A 14,137-nucleotide genomic window follows, 5' to 3' on the forward strand; every position below is an offset into this window, starting at 1 on the left:
ATGTTGAAAAACTTAAATGACAAAGATAAGAGAAAGGTATATTCACTAATAACTATAGCAGGAATATGTGTGGTTTCATTAGTATTATTATCTTGTTTTCCTAGTAGCAAAAGCGATAAACAAGTTGGAAAAACAGAGACTAATAAAAATGCTGAAAAGCAAGTCACTAAAGAACAAGAAAAAGATGATTTAGAGTCAAAATTAACAGCAATACTATCTAAAATTGATGGTGCAGGAGACGTTGATGTAATGGTTACATTTGAATCAAGTGAAGAAATACAACCTGCTTTTAATTCAAATAATACAACAGAAACAACAGAGGAAAAAGATGCACAAGGTGGAGAAAGAACAGTTACGACTTCTAGTGAAAATAAAACAATGATAACTTCAAATTCAAGTGACCCTGTAGTTATAAAAACTACAGAGCCAAAGATAAAGGGAGTGATAGTGGTAGCAAGTGGAGCAAGTGACCCAAGTGTTAAAGAGACACTTTATAGTGCAGTACAAACATCATTACAAGTAGCTGGTCATCAAGTAGAAATATATTCTAAATAAATACATATAACCGGGGGGATAAATGAATGAAGTTTAATTATAAGGGAAGAGGATTTGTAATAATAACTTTAACTGCAATGTTAGTGGTAGTAGGAACAGTGAATTATCAATTAAGTAAGAAATCTTTATTAGAAACATCAAAAGAGTTTAAGGCATATGAAGAAGCACAGTTACAAAAAAATACTGATGAGAGTGATAGTAGTAAGACAGAGGATTCTAGTAATATAGATAAACAAGATGGTAAGGAAAGTGCTGATATTGATATAGTTGATAGCAAAGCTAGTAAAGTAAAAGAAAAGGCAACTGAGACAAGTAAGGAAATAAAAGCTCAATTATCATCAGAGAAAAATATGAAAAAGGCATCTTATATTTTAGATATGAAAATGAATAGAGAAAAACAAAGAAATGAGTTAGTTCAAGATTTAAATGAAATGATAAATAATCCATCTACAACAGAAGAATCTAGAAAAGAAGCTTCTAATATGAAATTAAATATAGTTAAAATTCAAGAAAAAGAACTTCAAATAGAAAACCTTTTGAGTACAAAAGGGTATGAAGAAGCGTTAGTTTATATAAGCGATAACAAAGTTAATGTAGTTGTAAATGAAGCTAAATTAGAAAAGAAAGATGCAGCAAAAATATTTGATTTAGTTGCAGAACAAGCCAATGTGAAGTATGAAAATATTAAACTTACAAATAATAATAGTAATAAGTAAAGTATAAACCTCAGAATTAACTGAGGTTATTTTCTTGCAAAGTAGACTTGTATTTGGTATTATTATACTTATAAAAATAGTTCCTTAAAATCAGGAGGTAAGTTTTAATATGGAAGATAATAAATTTGGACAAGTAAAAATATCTAATGATGTAATAGCTACAATAGCTGGTTTAGCAGCATTAGAAGTTGAAGGCATAGAAACTACAGCAACATTAACAGATAAGTTGTTAAAAAATAATGGAGTAAAAATACAAATCGAAGAAGAGGATGTTAATTTAGATGTAATGGTTACGATAAAGTATGGAATGTCAATACCAGATACAGCTTTTAAAGTTCAAGAAAATGTAAAAAATACTGTTGAGACAATGACAGGACTGAAGGTTTCTCAAGTAAATATACACATTCAAGGAATCAGCTTTAAGAAGGATAAAGTTGATAAAGAAGAAGCAAAAGCAACTAAGAAAAATTAATATTAGCCCTCTGAAAAGTCAGAGGGTTTTTTGCTGGTAATTGATTTTATATGGATAATTAAACTTAAAGGAGAATTTTGATTGATGAAAAAAGATAGGGCACAAAAGAGTACAACAAGAGAATATATAATGAAACTTATATACCAAATAAATATTAATAAAGAAGATTTTGAAACTTTAGAAGATAAAGTAGATAATTTTTTAAAAGATAATTCAGAACATATTATAAATAGATATAAAGAACTTGCACTTCAATACTCAAAAAATACAAATTTAAAGTTAGAAGATACTGAAATTGAAGATGTTATAGACAAAAAATATATAAATACAGTATGCAAAGCATTGAAAGAAAATCATGACAAAATAGATGAGTTAATAAATAAGCATGCTAAAAACTGGACAGTAGATAGAATGCCAAAGGTAGATGTTTCTATACTTAGATTGTCTGTGTGTGAAATACTTTATCTAGACACTCCTAATAAAGTATCAATAAATGAAGCAGTAGAACTTGCAAAAATATATTGTGATGATAAGTCTCCTAAATTTATAAATGGTATATTGGGAAGTGTTGTTGATGAAATTGGGAAATAATATAATAATTGGAATTGATACTAGCTGCTATACTACTTCTATAGCAGCTATCTCTTTAGATAAGAAAGTTATATTAAATGAAAAAATAATGTTAGAAGTAAGGGATAATTCAAAAGGTTTAAGGCAAAGTGAAGCTGTATTTCAACATATCAATAATTTAGGGATTCTTAGTGATAGGATAAAATCTTTTAAAGATAAGTTTAATGTAGAAGGAGTTTGCTCATCAAAAAAACCGAGACCTGTTGAAAACTCATATATGCCTGTATTCAATGTAGGTCATAATTTTGGAAAATTATTGTCTAGTATATATGGTTGTAGGTTTTATGAGACTACTCATCAAGAGAATCATATTGAAGCAAGTTTATTAAATAGTAAATTAAAAAATAATAATAAATTTATTTCTGTTCATATGTCTGGTGGTACTACAGAGATACTTTTAACAAGCAAACAAGATAGTCATCACAATGTATGTGATACTAATTTAGGTAAAATTGCCAAAATAAGTATTAAAAAAGATGATAAAAGTAAGTTATACAATAATTTTGGATATAATATAGATATAATTGGAGGAAGTAAAGATATTAGCTTTGGTCAACTTATAGATAGAGTAGGAATTAAGCTTGGATATAAATTTCCTTCAGGAAAGTATTTGGATGAAAATGCTTTAAATTGTAATATTAAAATAGAAAGTGGTCTGAAAACTTCTGTAAGAGATGGGTATATGAATTTATCAGGATTAGAAAATCAGGTAAATAAGATTATAAATGATAATGGAGATAATACTAATCAAAAAGAATATATATCTAAATTGGTATTAGATTCAGTAGTTAGAAATATGTTTAAATCTTTAGTGTATTTATGTGAAACTTATAATGTAAATGAAGTAGTATTTGCTGGTGGAGTTTCTGCAAGTAAGTATATTCTTAGAGAATTAAGCATGAAGTTAAGAAAAAAGCATATAGAAGCTTATTTTACAGAACCACAATATTCAACTGATAATGCTGTCGGGTGTGCTATAATAGGATTGAATAACTTTTTAGGAGAAAGAGTATGAAACTAAGAGCTTTAGATATAAGTGAAGCAAACTCATATATTAAAAGAATTTTAATAAACGACCCAATACTTTCTAATCTTAAAGTTAAAGGAGAAATTTCTAATTTTAAGGTTCATAGTAGTGGGAATGTATATTTATCACTTAAAGATGAAACATCAAAGTTAAACTGTGTAATTTTTAAAAGTAATTTTAATCGCAATTTAAAATTAGATAATGGTGTAAAAATTATAGCTAATGGATATATATCAGTCTATGAAAGAGATGGTGCGTATCAATTATACATTAATGAAATTGAAATAGAGGGAATAGGAAATTTACACATAGAGTTTAATAGATTAAAGGAAAAACTTAATAAAGAAGGATTATTTGACCCTAAATACAAGATACCTATACCTAAAATGCCAAACTCAATTGGCGTTATAACATCTCCAACAGGTGCTGTTATAAGAGATATAATAAATGTAATAAAAAGAAGATATCCGAAAGTTAATATAAAGCTTTATCCAGTAACGGTTCAAGGAGATAAATCAGCTGAAGAAATCTGTGAAGCAATTAGATTTTTCAATCATATGAAGAATGTTGATACACTTATAGTTGGTAGAGGTGGGGGTTCAATAGAAGAACTTTGGTCTTTTAATGATGAAATGGTAGCAAGAGAGGTTTTTAATTCTCAAATTCCGATAATATCAGCAGTTGGGCATGAAACGGATTTTACTATTTGTGACTTTGTGTCTGATATGAGAGCCCCAACGCCATCAGCAGCAGCTGAGATTGCTACTCCATCATTGGATGATATAAACTATAAACTTGGAAACATAAAAAGTAGGATGAGTAAGTCTCTTACAAATCAAATAGAGCTAGACCAATATAGGTTAGAAACAGTATTTAATAAGATAAATAACTATTTAGATTCGTACACAATAAAAGATAAAGTTATACAATTAGACAAAATATATGATAAAATAATTTTTGGAATAGAAAATAATTTAAAATTAGAAGATGAAAAATTAGTAAAAATTGGAGCATTACTCCATAATTTAAGTCCATTAGCTACTATGGATAGAGGTTATAGTATAACTCAAAAAAATGGAAAAGTAATAAATAGTATAAAAGGATTAAAAGTAAAGGATAGTATAGATATAGTATTAAAAGATGGAAATTTAGAATGTATGATAGATAAAATTGAAAATAAAGAGGGATAGTATGAATTTAACCTACGAAGAAGCTTATAAAAGATTAGAAAGTATTTTAAGTGAATTAGAATCTAAAAATGCTAGCTTGGATGAATCTTTAAGCCTATATGAAGAAGGTATAAGCCTTTATAAACATTGTAATAAGCTTTTAGATGATGCTAAATTGAAAATAAGTAAATTTAATCAATTGGGAATAGAAGAAGACTTTAAAATAGAGGAGGAATAAAATTGGAATTTAAACAATGTCTAAAAGAAAAAGCAAGTTTTGTAGAAAAAGTACTTAAAGAATATATGCCTAAAGAAGAAGGGTATCAAAAAACTGTTATTGAAGCTATGAACTATAGCTTAAGTGCTGGAGGTAAAAGATTAAGACCAATACTTACATTGGAGGCTTGTAAAATAGTTGGAGGTAATGAAGATGAAGCTATTCCTTTTGCTATTGCAATTGAAATGATACATACATATTCACTAATACATGATGATTTGCCAGCTCTTGACAATGATGATTTAAGAAGAGGAAGACCAACAAATCATAAAGTATATGGAGAAGCTATGGGGATTTTAGCAGGAGATGCTTTGTTAAACTATGCTTTTGAAGTAATGCTTGCAGGCTCAATCAATAAAGAAAATCCAGAAAAGTATCTAAAAGCTATAAATGAAATTGCCAAAGGTGCTGGTATATATGGAATGATAGGTGGTCAAGTAGTAGATGTAGAAAGCGAAAATAAACAAATTGAAAAAGAAAAATTAGATTATATACATATGAATAAAACTGCTGCAATGATGGTAGGCTGTATGAGAGCAGGAGCTACTATAGGTGGAGCAAATTCTGAACAAATGGAAGAAATAACTAAATATGCAAAAAATATCGGATTATCATTCCAGATAGTAGATGATATACTAGACATAGTAGGAGATGAAGCTAAGTTAGGTAAAAAGGTTGGAAGTGATATAGAAAATCATAAATCAACATACCCATCTCTTTTAGGTTTAGATAAATCTAAAGAAATTGCACATAATTTGATTGATGAAGCAAAGAAAAGTATAGAAAAATTATCTGATGATGTAGATTTTTTAAAGGGATTGGCTGAATATATAATAGATAGAGAATACTAAAATATACAGCTAAAATCGAGGAGGGAAAAATGGATTTTTTTTCGGAGATTTTTAACAATGGGGCTTTGGGAATAAGTCTGATTGCTTGTTTCTTAGCACAATTTATAAAAATATTTACTGGTAAGGAAAAAAGAATTGAGTTATCAAGAATACTTATTTCAGGAGGTATGCCTAGTTCCCATAGTTCTTTTGTTACAAGTTTAGCTACAGTGGTAGGTATTGAAAAAGGGTTTAATTCTACTGATTTTGCTATAATTACCGTGCTTGCCTTAATTATAATGTATGATGCAGCAGGTGTTAGACGGGCTGTTGGTAAACAAGCTACTATATTAAATCAAATGGTGGCAGATATACAGCATGGAAAGCATATAGAGCAGAAGAAATTAAAAGAATTAATAGGTCATACACCACTAGAAGTTTGGTTTGGAGCTTTACTTGGAATAGTAACAGCTTTAATATTGATGTAAATTGAAAATTTACAGAATAAAGGTGAGGATAATATGTATAAATATTTAGATAAAGTAAATTCTCCAAAGGATATAAAAAATATGAGTATAGAAGAAATGGATTTACTTGCAAAGGATATAAGAAAGTTCTTAGTAAAATCTGTTTCAAAGACAGGAGGACACTTAGCTTCTAATCTAGGAGTGGTTGAGTTAACATTAGCACTTCATAAAGTATTTGATAGCCCTAAAGATAAGATTGTATGGGATGTAGGGCATCAATCTTATGTTCATAAAATAGTTACTGGAAGAAAAGATTGTTTTGTATCTTTGAGACAGTTTAATGGACTAAGTGGTTTTCCAAAGGAGAATGAAAGTCCTCATGATATTTTTGATACAGGACATAGCAGTACATCTATTTCTATAGCTACAGGTATTGCCTGTGCTAGGGATATAAAAAAAGAAAACTATAGTGTTATATCTGTGATAGGAGATGGTTCTATAACAGGAGGTATGGCACTTGAAGCTTTAAATCAATTAGGATATATAGATACCAATATGATAGTAATCCTTAATGATAATGAGATGTCCATAGATAAAAATGTTGGAGGAATGTCTAAATATCTGTCAAGTATTATAAGAAACTCAACAGTTGAGAAAATGACAGATGAAGTTGATAAAATTTTAAATGTTACACAAACAGGTGAAATTTTATCTAAGACTGCACATAGATTTAAAGATAAACTAATGTATAGCTTTTCTCCTCAGGACTGTTCATTTTTTGATTCATTAGGTATAAGATATTATGGACCTATAGATGGCCATAATACTAAAGAACTAATAGATATATTGAGAAAAGCTAAACACAAAAAAGGGCCTGTTCTTTTACATGTAATTACGAAAAAAGGAAAAGGGTACAGATTTGCAGAAGAACAACCTGATAAATATCATGGAGTATCAAAGTTTGATATAAAGACAGGTGTTACATCTGCAAAAGTTAAGTCTATGTCAATTAGTGTTGGAGAAAAACTTGTTGATATGGCTAATAGTAATGAAAATATAGTAGCAATAACAGCTGCAATGCCATCTGGTACAGGGCTAAACCTGTTTGAAAGTGCATATCCAAAAAGATATTATGATGTTGGTATAGCTGAACAACATGCAACAGGATTTGCAGCAGGTCTTGCAAAAAATGGTATGAAACCTTACTTTGCTGTGTACTCATCATTTTTGCAAAGGGCATATGACCAAGTTATTCATGATGTATGCATAACAAAAAAGCCAGTTACTTTTCTTATAGATAGAGCTGGATTAGTTGGAAATGATGGAGAAACTCATCATGGTATGTTTGATTTAAGTTACTTAAATTCTATTCCAAATATTGTAGTAATGGCTCCAAAAGACACAAGAGAGATGGAGCTTATGATGGATTTGTCATTAAAATTAGATTGTCCACTAGCAATTAGATACCCAAGAGGAAGTAGTTATTACCTAGATAAGGGAGAGTATGGAGAGATTGTACTGGGTAAATATGAGGTATTAGATGACGGTCAAGATACAGTCATACTTTGTATTGGAAGTATGGTAAAACATGCTTTAGAGGCTAAAGAAATATTATCAAGAGAAGGAATAAATCCGACAATAGTTAATGCTAGATTCTTAAAGCCAATTGATGAAGGTATGTTAAAAGCATTATTAAAAAATCATAAAAATGTAGTTACTATAGAGGATAATATTGTAACTGGAGGATTTGGAAGTAGAATAAATAAGTTTATTATAGATAATGAATATAACGTAAATATACTTAATATAGCAATACCAGAAGAATTTGTAAAACATGGCAATATAGATGAATTATATGATTTTGTAGGATTATCGCCAAAAAGTATTGCTGATAAGATAAGGAAATTAGTTATTGAGTAAAAGTCTAATGTAGATATTGTAAATTAAAATTTATATAAAATATAGAATTTATCAATTAGAATAAATATCAAGTGTGTTACTTCAAGCTACTTTAGTTATCATTAAAGTAGCTTTTAACAGAAAGGTAATTGTATGAAAAAAAGAATAGATTTATTATTAGTAGAACAAGGGTACTTTGAAAGTAGAGAAAGAGCCAAAAAAGCAATAATGGCTGGATTGGTTTTTGTTGATAATCAAAGGTGTGATAAGGCTGGTACAGAAGTAAAAGAAGATTGTAGTATAGAAGTAAAAGGAAATCCAATACCATATGTCAGTAGAGGTGGTTTAAAACTTGAAAAAGCAATGAAAAACTTTGATTTGACTATTGATGGAAAGGTATGTATGGATATAGGGGCATCCACAGGTGGTTTTACAGATTGTATGCTCAAAAATGGAGCAATAAAAGTATTTTCTATAGATGTTGGTTATGGTCAACTTGCATGGAAATTGAGACAAGATGATAGGGTTGTGTGTATGGAAAGAACCAATATAAGAAATGTGACAATAGAAGATACAAAGCAGTTTGCTGATTTTGCGTCAATTGATGTGTCTTTTATATCGTTAAAGTTAGTACTTCCAAAGGCAAAGGAGTTAGTACGTCATGATGGGGAAGTTGTCGCTTTAATTAAACCTCAATTTGAAGCAGGAAGAGAAAAAGTAGGTAAAAAAGGAGTAGTTAGAGAAAAATCTACACATATAGAAGTTATAAAAATGATTTCTGATTTCTCAGTCGAAAATGGATTTGAGATTTTAGGGTTAGATTTTTCTCCTATTAAAGGTCCTGAAGGTAATATAGAATATCTAATTCATTTGAGAAATGGAAATGAAGGATATGAATTTGATGGTGAGACATACAATAACAAAATAGTAGAAGTTGTTGAAGCTTCTCATAATTTAGACAAATAGGTTAAAAGGGGGCTTAGATTTGATCCTCGAATTATATATGAAAAATTGTGCCTTAGTTGAAGAACTAAGGTTGAATATTGATAAAAACTTAAATATACTTACAGGTGAAACTGGTTCAGGAAAATCTATAATAATAGATGCACTTGGACTTTGTTTAGGTGATAAATATGATAGGTCTTTTTTAAGAAAAGGAACAGATAAGGGACTTGTTGAGGCTGTATTTTTTTCAGACAATAGATATCTTAAAAAAATATTAGAAGAAAATGATATAAGTATGGAAGATGATAATTTATTGGTAATAACTAGGTTGATATACTCAGATGGTAAGAGTACTGCTAGAGTAAATGGAAGGACTGTTAAAGTGTCTCTTCTTAAAGAAATTGCATCTACACTTATAGATATACATGGTCAACATCAAAATCAAGCTTTGTTTAATAAAGATACTCATTTAAAATTTCTAGACCTTTTTGGAGAAAATGAATTGGAAGAGTTTAAAATTGCTTATAAAAAGGTGTACCATAAGTATAGTGAAGTAAAAAAAGCTTTAAATTGCTTGACAGAAAATAAAGATGAGATGCAAATTCAACGAGAAATAGATTTATTAAGATTTCAAATAAATGAAATTGAAGCTGCAAATCTAAATAAGAATGAATATGAAGATTTATTAAAACAAAGAGAAGTTTATAGAAATAGTGAAAAGATATATAATAATCTAAATTCGAGTTATAGCAAGTTACATAATGGTGAGTATAATGTTATTGACCTAATAGGTCTTGCATCTAAGGAACTTAATGACATATCTAAATATGACAGTGTTTTAAGTGAATATAGTGATACTGTAGAAAGAATCATGTATGAGTTACAAGACATATCTGGTGAGATAAGAAATTACAAAGATAATATAGACTTTGAACCTTATGAGCTAGAGCAGATTGAGCTTAGAATCGACGAGATTAATAACTTAAGAAGAAAATATGGAGACAGTATAGATGATATATTTGAGTATTATGGAAAAATTAAAGATAGATTAGATGAAATATTAAACAGAGATGAAAGAGTTGAACAGTTAAGAAGCAAACTGATGAATATAGAAGAAGATTTAAAAATAAAAGCCAGTAAATTGACTAAAGCAAGAATAGAAGTAGCAACTACTTTAGAAAAAATACTTCTTGATGAATTAAAAAGCTTAAATATGAAAAATGTAATGTTCAAGGTTAATTTTGAAAAAGGTCCATTTACTTTAGATGGAGTAGATGATATTGAATTTATGATATCTTTTAACTTAGGAGAAGATATTAAGCCTATATATAAAGTTGCATCAGGTGGTGAGATGTCCAGATTTATGTTAGCGTTTAAAACCATATTGGCTGATATAGATGATATTGATACATTAGTGTTTGACGAGATAGATACTGGAATAAGTGGGATAGCAGCACAGATAGTTGGTGAGAAATTGAGTGATATAGCAAAGAAAAAACAGATAATATGTATAACTCATTTACCTCAAATTGCTGCAAATGCAGACACTCATTATTGTATAGAGAAAGATACTTCAAATAATAGGACGTTTACCAATGTTAGTAAGTTAAATGAATCTCAACGAAAAAATGAAATTGCCAGACTTATAGCAGGTAATAATATAACAGAAAAAACTATTGAACATGCAAGTGAAATCATTGAATTGGCTAAAAAATGTTAGTGAAAAACAAGCATTTTAATAGGTGTAAAGAATTTTTATAGAAATGCTTTACACCTATTTTTTATAATGAAATTATTTTAAAATATCTAGTGCCTATATTGAAGAAAAGTAGGTTTGAAAATGGAATAAAATTTGTATAACTTTGTAACTTTGAAATTTCTAAATGCTTAAGTATAATATTATTTATTAAGGTAGTAGTGAGGGGAGGCATAAAATGAATAAAAAAGATACTATGCACTTAATTTTTATAATTGTAATTTTTATTTTATTATGGTATATTGTGGTAGCAGTAAGTGAGATTAATAAAAATATTGAAAGTTGTAGTAACAAATTAGATTATTTGTCACAAGAGCTTATGAGTACTAAGTCGGATATTAGTAATACTATAAATGAAGAAATGTCAAAAAGTTATATAACAAAAAGTATTGACTTAAAAGTAAAAAAAATCGAGAAAAAAGAATGTATTATTGATGTAGATGTTCAATTAAGTAAACTTGGAAAAAATGGAAAAGTATTTTTTATGTATAAAGAAGATAGTGATAAATGGAATGAAACTGAGATGACAAAATATGGAGAATTATCATATGCATGTGAAATAAAGATAAATACAGGAAGTGAATATGACTATAAAGTAGTTACAAGTGGAGCTATATCTGAAAGTTCTGATGTGCAAAAATTTACTAAATCTGATTATATGCCTGAACAACCCATATTTAATTCTGGGATAAGAGATAATAGAGAATACTTTATTGAAATAGTAGAAAATAGTAATCTTTTCAATCATGAGAGTGAAAAGTCAAAAAATAAAGCTTACGATAATATTAGATTAGAAAAAGTAGATATTATTGTAAATGAAGGAAAAAAAGACACTATATACAAAGCCAAATTAGCTGAAGGCTTAGATGATGGCAAAACTAATAATTCAAATAGAAATCAAGTGAATTATGAAGTAAGTTTTCCTAAAAGGGATATTGATGACATAATTTATATTAAAGCTAAACTTACATACAATAATGGAGTAGAATATACAAAGGATATAACTGAAGATATAACTATGGGATTACAAGATTTAGAAAAATAAATACATATTTAAATAAATATTCAAATAGATTTGTTCAATAAAATAGAGTATAAATAAAACTGTAGTAGTTTTACTTATACTCTATTAAAAAATTATAATTTTAATTCCATATATCTAGCCCCTTCAATTGGATTATAAGTATAAGGTTCTATATCATAAAAACCAAACTTTTCATATAATCCTTGTGCACTTTTCATGCTTGGAAGAGTATCTAATCTCATGTGTGTATATCCAAATTTTTTAGCTTCTTCAATGATTTCTTCCAATAGTATTTTTCCTATTTTTAATCCTCTAAATTGATTTCTTACATATAATCTTTTTAATTCACATATTTTACCTTCAAGTTTTTTTAAAGCAACACAACCTGCCAAATTTTCATCAACAAATGCCAATATCAATGAGCCTGAAGGTTTTTTATATTTTCCTGGAAGTGTTTTTAATTCATTATTAAAGTCTTGAAAACATAAGTCTATATTTAGAGAATTTGAATATTCAGTAAATAGAAGTTTTACATTTTCAAGGTTTTCTAAATCTTTTTCTTCAACAAATTGTAAAGTTATATTTTGAGCCATTTTATCCGCCATTATATACACATGTTTATATAATGACTTCACCTCCTTGATATATGTATATTTTTCTTAATATCAATTAGATTTTAATACCATTACTTTTTCACCACCATAGTCAAGCTCTCCATTAAACTCAAATCCAAAATCTTTATAAAGCTTAATAGCCATTTTATTGTCTTCGAATATACTAAGATATAGTTCATCACAGTTATATTCATTTTTAAGATGATTTACAAGAAAATCTAATGATGCTTTTCCATATCCTTTACCTTGATATTTTGAATCAATCATAAATCTATCAAGCCAAACTCTATCATCTTCTAAACGACCATACATAGCAAATCCTATTAAAGAATTTTCATCATATATTCCAACAGGTACCCAAGCTGTTATAAATTTAGATTCAGCAATAGAAAGTGCATTGCTTTCTATATAATCTAACTGACTTTTATCTACAGACAAACTAACTAAATCATGCCAATTATTTATGTCTGCAATTCTTACATTTAATTTCAAGATATTACCGCCCTTCAAACTTTTTGTTACAATCTAATACTATCATATTATGTATTAAAAATCACTTATTAAGATTTTAAATAAACTTTTTAAATGAATAAATTCTCAGGAAAAAGGAATTATAAATACATAATAATACAGCATAGGAGTAGATGGATATATGAACAAAATAAATAAAAATTTCAAAAATATTTGGATAATATTAGGAGCTGTATCGATTTTTACCATGGTTATAATTTTTAATAAAAATTGTAATGTTAATAAAGAGACTCAAATAGAAGCTTTTGCAATTAAGAATCATGATAAAAAATTTGTATATCCTATGGGAAATATAATTGGAGTAAAAGCAAATACAGATGGTGTATTGGTCTTAGGATATGAGGAAGAGGATGTAGACTATATTGGAGGCATACAAATCGGTGATAATATAGTAAAAATAGATAATAAAAGGATAAAAAATAGTCAAGATGTATCAGAGATTTTGAATAAGATTAAAAAAAGTAAAGTTGAAGTGACTTTTGAGAGAAAAAATAAGTATAAAACAGAAGTAATAGAGACTAAAAAAGAAAATGGCAAGTATAAACTTGGATTATGGGTAAGAGATAAAATATCTGGAATTGGAACTATGACTTTTTACGACCCTAGTATGGAAAAGTTCAAAGCAATCGGTCATGCCATAAAAGATTCGGATACTAATGAACTATTAAAGATAAAGCAAGGATATATATATAAGCCAGAACAATTAAAAATAGTAAAAGCTAGTAATGAAAAAGTAGGTAAAATAAAAGGAGATTTTAATGACAGCAATTTAATGGGTAATTTCTCAAATAATTCAGAGCTAGGTATAAGTGGTAATATTACAGAAAACCATAATAAAGAGTTTAATGTAGCAAATAAAGAAAAGCAATTAATAGAAGTTGGAAGGCCGCAAGATGTAAAAATAGGAGATGCAGTAATTCTTTTTGAGGATAAAAACAAAAATATAACAAGCTATGATATAAAAATAGAAAGTATAGTATATGATAAAGGAAATTATAGAGATATGGTAATAAAAGTAGTAGATGACAAGTTATTGGAATACACAGGAGGTATCGTACAGGGGATGAGTGGAGCTCCAATAATACAAAATAATAAAATTATTGGTGCAATAACTCATGTTTTTAGAGATAATCCGAAAAAAGGATATGGTATTTTTATAGATGAAATGATAAAATTGTAGGTGAGGCATTAAAAAATTTTATTATTTTATCAATTATCTAGGAGG

16 protein-coding genes are annotated in these 14,137 nt (G+C 28.1%); 14 read left to right on the forward strand and 2 right to left on the reverse strand.

Annotated features, from left to right (window positions below; all coding sequences use genetic code 11):
* The 13 genes from CDIF1296T_RS06415 (at position 1) to CDIF1296T_RS06475 (ending at position 11,788) form a co-directional block, all read left to right on the forward strand.
* The gene (locus CDIF1296T_RS06415; protein ID WP_003428419.1) at positions 1–555 is read left to right on the forward strand and encodes a stage III sporulation protein AG; all 555 of its coding nucleotides are present in this window, start codon (positions 1–3) and stop codon (positions 553–555) included.
* 26 nt (positions 556–581) lie between these two features.
* On the forward strand, positions 582–1,271 hold the full coding sequence (locus tag CDIF1296T_RS06420) for a SpoIIIAH-like family protein (RefSeq protein WP_003438125.1): 690 nt from the start codon (positions 582–584) through the stop codon (positions 1,269–1,271).
* A gap of 109 nt (positions 1,272–1,380) precedes the next feature.
* The gene (locus CDIF1296T_RS06425; RefSeq protein ID WP_003419170.1) at positions 1,381–1,743 is read left to right on the forward strand and encodes an Asp23/Gls24 family envelope stress response protein; all 363 of its coding nucleotides are present in this window, start codon (positions 1,381–1,383) and stop codon (positions 1,741–1,743) included.
* An 84-nt stretch (positions 1,744–1,827) separates the two neighbouring features.
* Positions 1,828–2,334 carry a transcription antitermination factor NusB gene (gene nusB / locus CDIF1296T_RS06430; RefSeq protein WP_003428415.1) on the forward strand — a complete coding sequence of 169 codons (507 nt, stop codon included), beginning with the start codon at positions 1,828–1,830 and terminating at the stop codon, positions 2,332–2,334.
* Positions 2,318–3,388 (forward strand): Kae1-like domain-containing protein, encoded by a 1,071-nt coding sequence (locus tag CDIF1296T_RS06435; protein ID WP_018112785.1) that lies wholly within the window; start codon positions 2,318–2,320, stop codon positions 3,386–3,388. Before nusB ends, CDIF1296T_RS06435 begins: the two co-directional genes overlap by 17 nt.
* On the forward strand, positions 3,385–4,590 hold the full coding sequence (gene xseA / locus CDIF1296T_RS06440; RefSeq protein WP_009896124.1) for an exodeoxyribonuclease VII large subunit: 1,206 nt from the start codon (positions 3,385–3,387) through the stop codon (positions 4,588–4,590). The genes CDIF1296T_RS06435 and xseA overlap by 4 nt, the downstream gene beginning before the upstream one ends.
* A gap of 1 nt (position 4,591) precedes the next feature.
* On the forward strand, positions 4,592–4,807 hold the full coding sequence (xseB, locus tag CDIF1296T_RS06445) for an exodeoxyribonuclease VII small subunit (protein WP_003428410.1): 216 nt from the start codon (positions 4,592–4,594) through the stop codon (positions 4,805–4,807).
* A gap of 2 nt (positions 4,808–4,809) precedes the next feature.
* A complete protein-coding gene (locus CDIF1296T_RS06450) occupies positions 4,810–5,697 on the forward strand; it encodes a polyprenyl synthetase family protein (RefSeq protein ID WP_009888951.1) in 888 nt (295 codons plus the stop codon).
* A 29-nt stretch (positions 5,698–5,726) separates the two neighbouring features.
* Entirely contained in the window at positions 5,727–6,164 is a 438-nt protein-coding gene (locus CDIF1296T_RS06455) for a divergent PAP2 family protein (protein WP_003428407.1), read from the forward strand.
* A 33-nt stretch (positions 6,165–6,197) separates the two neighbouring features.
* A complete protein-coding gene (gene dxs / locus CDIF1296T_RS06460; protein WP_003438134.1) occupies positions 6,198–8,063 on the forward strand; it encodes a 1-deoxy-D-xylulose-5-phosphate synthase in 1,866 nt (621 codons plus the stop codon).
* 132 nt (positions 8,064–8,195) lie between these two features.
* Complete coding sequence (locus CDIF1296T_RS06465; protein WP_003438136.1) at positions 8,196–9,008, forward strand: TlyA family rRNA (cytidine-2'-O)-methyltransferase; 813 nt, start codon at positions 8,196–8,198, stop codon at positions 9,006–9,008.
* 19 nt (positions 9,009–9,027) lie between these two features.
* Positions 9,028–10,707 carry a DNA repair protein RecN gene (gene recN, locus CDIF1296T_RS06470; protein ID WP_009896126.1) on the forward strand — a complete coding sequence of 560 codons (1,680 nt, stop codon included), beginning with the start codon at positions 9,028–9,030 and terminating at the stop codon, positions 10,705–10,707.
* Positions 10,708–10,921: 214 nt separating this feature from the next.
* Complete coding sequence (locus tag CDIF1296T_RS06475) at positions 10,922–11,788, forward strand: hypothetical protein (RefSeq protein WP_009896127.1); 867 nt, start codon at positions 10,922–10,924, stop codon at positions 11,786–11,788.
* Between the two features lie 92 nt (positions 11,789–11,880).
* Here the strand turns inward: CDIF1296T_RS06475 and CDIF1296T_RS06480 are convergent, their stop codons facing one another.
* Both CDIF1296T_RS06480 and CDIF1296T_RS06485 read right to left on the reverse strand, forming a co-directional pair.
* Complete coding sequence (locus CDIF1296T_RS06480; RefSeq protein ID WP_009902308.1) at positions 11,881–12,360, reverse strand: GNAT family N-acetyltransferase; 480 nt, start codon at positions 12,358–12,360, stop codon at positions 11,881–11,883.
* Positions 12,361–12,432: 72 nt separating this feature from the next.
* Entirely contained in the window at positions 12,433–12,873 is a 441-nt protein-coding gene (locus CDIF1296T_RS06485; RefSeq protein ID WP_009896129.1) for a GNAT family N-acetyltransferase, read from the reverse strand.
* 160 nt (positions 12,874–13,033) lie between these two features.
* On the opposite strand from CDIF1296T_RS06485, the gene CDIF1296T_RS06490 reads away from it, so the two are divergent.
* Positions 13,034–14,092: a SpoIVB peptidase S55 domain-containing protein gene (locus CDIF1296T_RS06490; protein WP_009896130.1), complete on the forward strand. Its 1,059-nt coding sequence runs from the start codon at positions 13,034–13,036 to the stop codon at positions 14,090–14,092.
* Positions 14,093–14,137: the final 45 nt, after the last annotated feature.

This window comes from Clostridioides difficile ATCC 9689 = DSM 1296, from assembly GCF_001077535.1.
Taxonomy (GTDB): Bacteria; Bacillota; Clostridia; order Peptostreptococcales; family Peptostreptococcaceae; genus Clostridioides; species Clostridioides difficile.

Coding starts and splice junctions, on each gene's coding strand:
- CDIF1296T_RS06425 (WP_003419170.1), top strand. CDS start 1,381: ATGGAAGATAATAAATTTGGACAAGTAAAAATATCTAATGATGTAATA.
- CDIF1296T_RS06475 (WP_009896127.1), top strand. CDS start 10,922: ATGAATAAAAAAGATACTATGCACTTAATTTTTATAATTGTAATTTTT.
- xseA (WP_009896124.1), top strand. CDS start 3,385: ATGAAACTAAGAGCTTTAGATATAAGTGAAGCAAACTCATATATTAAA.
- CDIF1296T_RS06435 (WP_018112785.1), top strand. CDS start 2,318: ATGAAATTGGGAAATAATATAATAATTGGAATTGATACTAGCTGCTAT.
- CDIF1296T_RS06465 (WP_003438136.1), top strand. CDS start 8,196: ATGAAAAAAAGAATAGATTTATTATTAGTAGAACAAGGGTACTTTGAA.
- CDIF1296T_RS06480 (WP_009902308.1), bottom strand. CDS start 12,360: ATGGCTCAAAATATAACTTTACAATTTGTTGAAGAAAAAGATTTAGAA.
- xseB (WP_003428410.1), top strand. CDS start 4,592: ATGAATTTAACCTACGAAGAAGCTTATAAAAGATTAGAAAGTATTTTA.
- CDIF1296T_RS06415 (WP_003428419.1), top strand. CDS start 1: ATGTTGAAAAACTTAAATGACAAAGATAAGAGAAAGGTATATTCACTA.
- nusB (WP_003428415.1), top strand. CDS start 1,828: ATGAAAAAAGATAGGGCACAAAAGAGTACAACAAGAGAATATATAATG.
- CDIF1296T_RS06420 (WP_003438125.1), top strand. CDS start 582: ATGAAGTTTAATTATAAGGGAAGAGGATTTGTAATAATAACTTTAACT.
- CDIF1296T_RS06455 (WP_003428407.1), top strand. CDS start 5,727: ATGGATTTTTTTTCGGAGATTTTTAACAATGGGGCTTTGGGAATAAGT.
- CDIF1296T_RS06490 (WP_009896130.1), top strand. CDS start 13,034: ATGAACAAAATAAATAAAAATTTCAAAAATATTTGGATAATATTAGGA.
- dxs (WP_003438134.1), top strand. CDS start 6,198: ATGTATAAATATTTAGATAAAGTAAATTCTCCAAAGGATATAAAAAAT.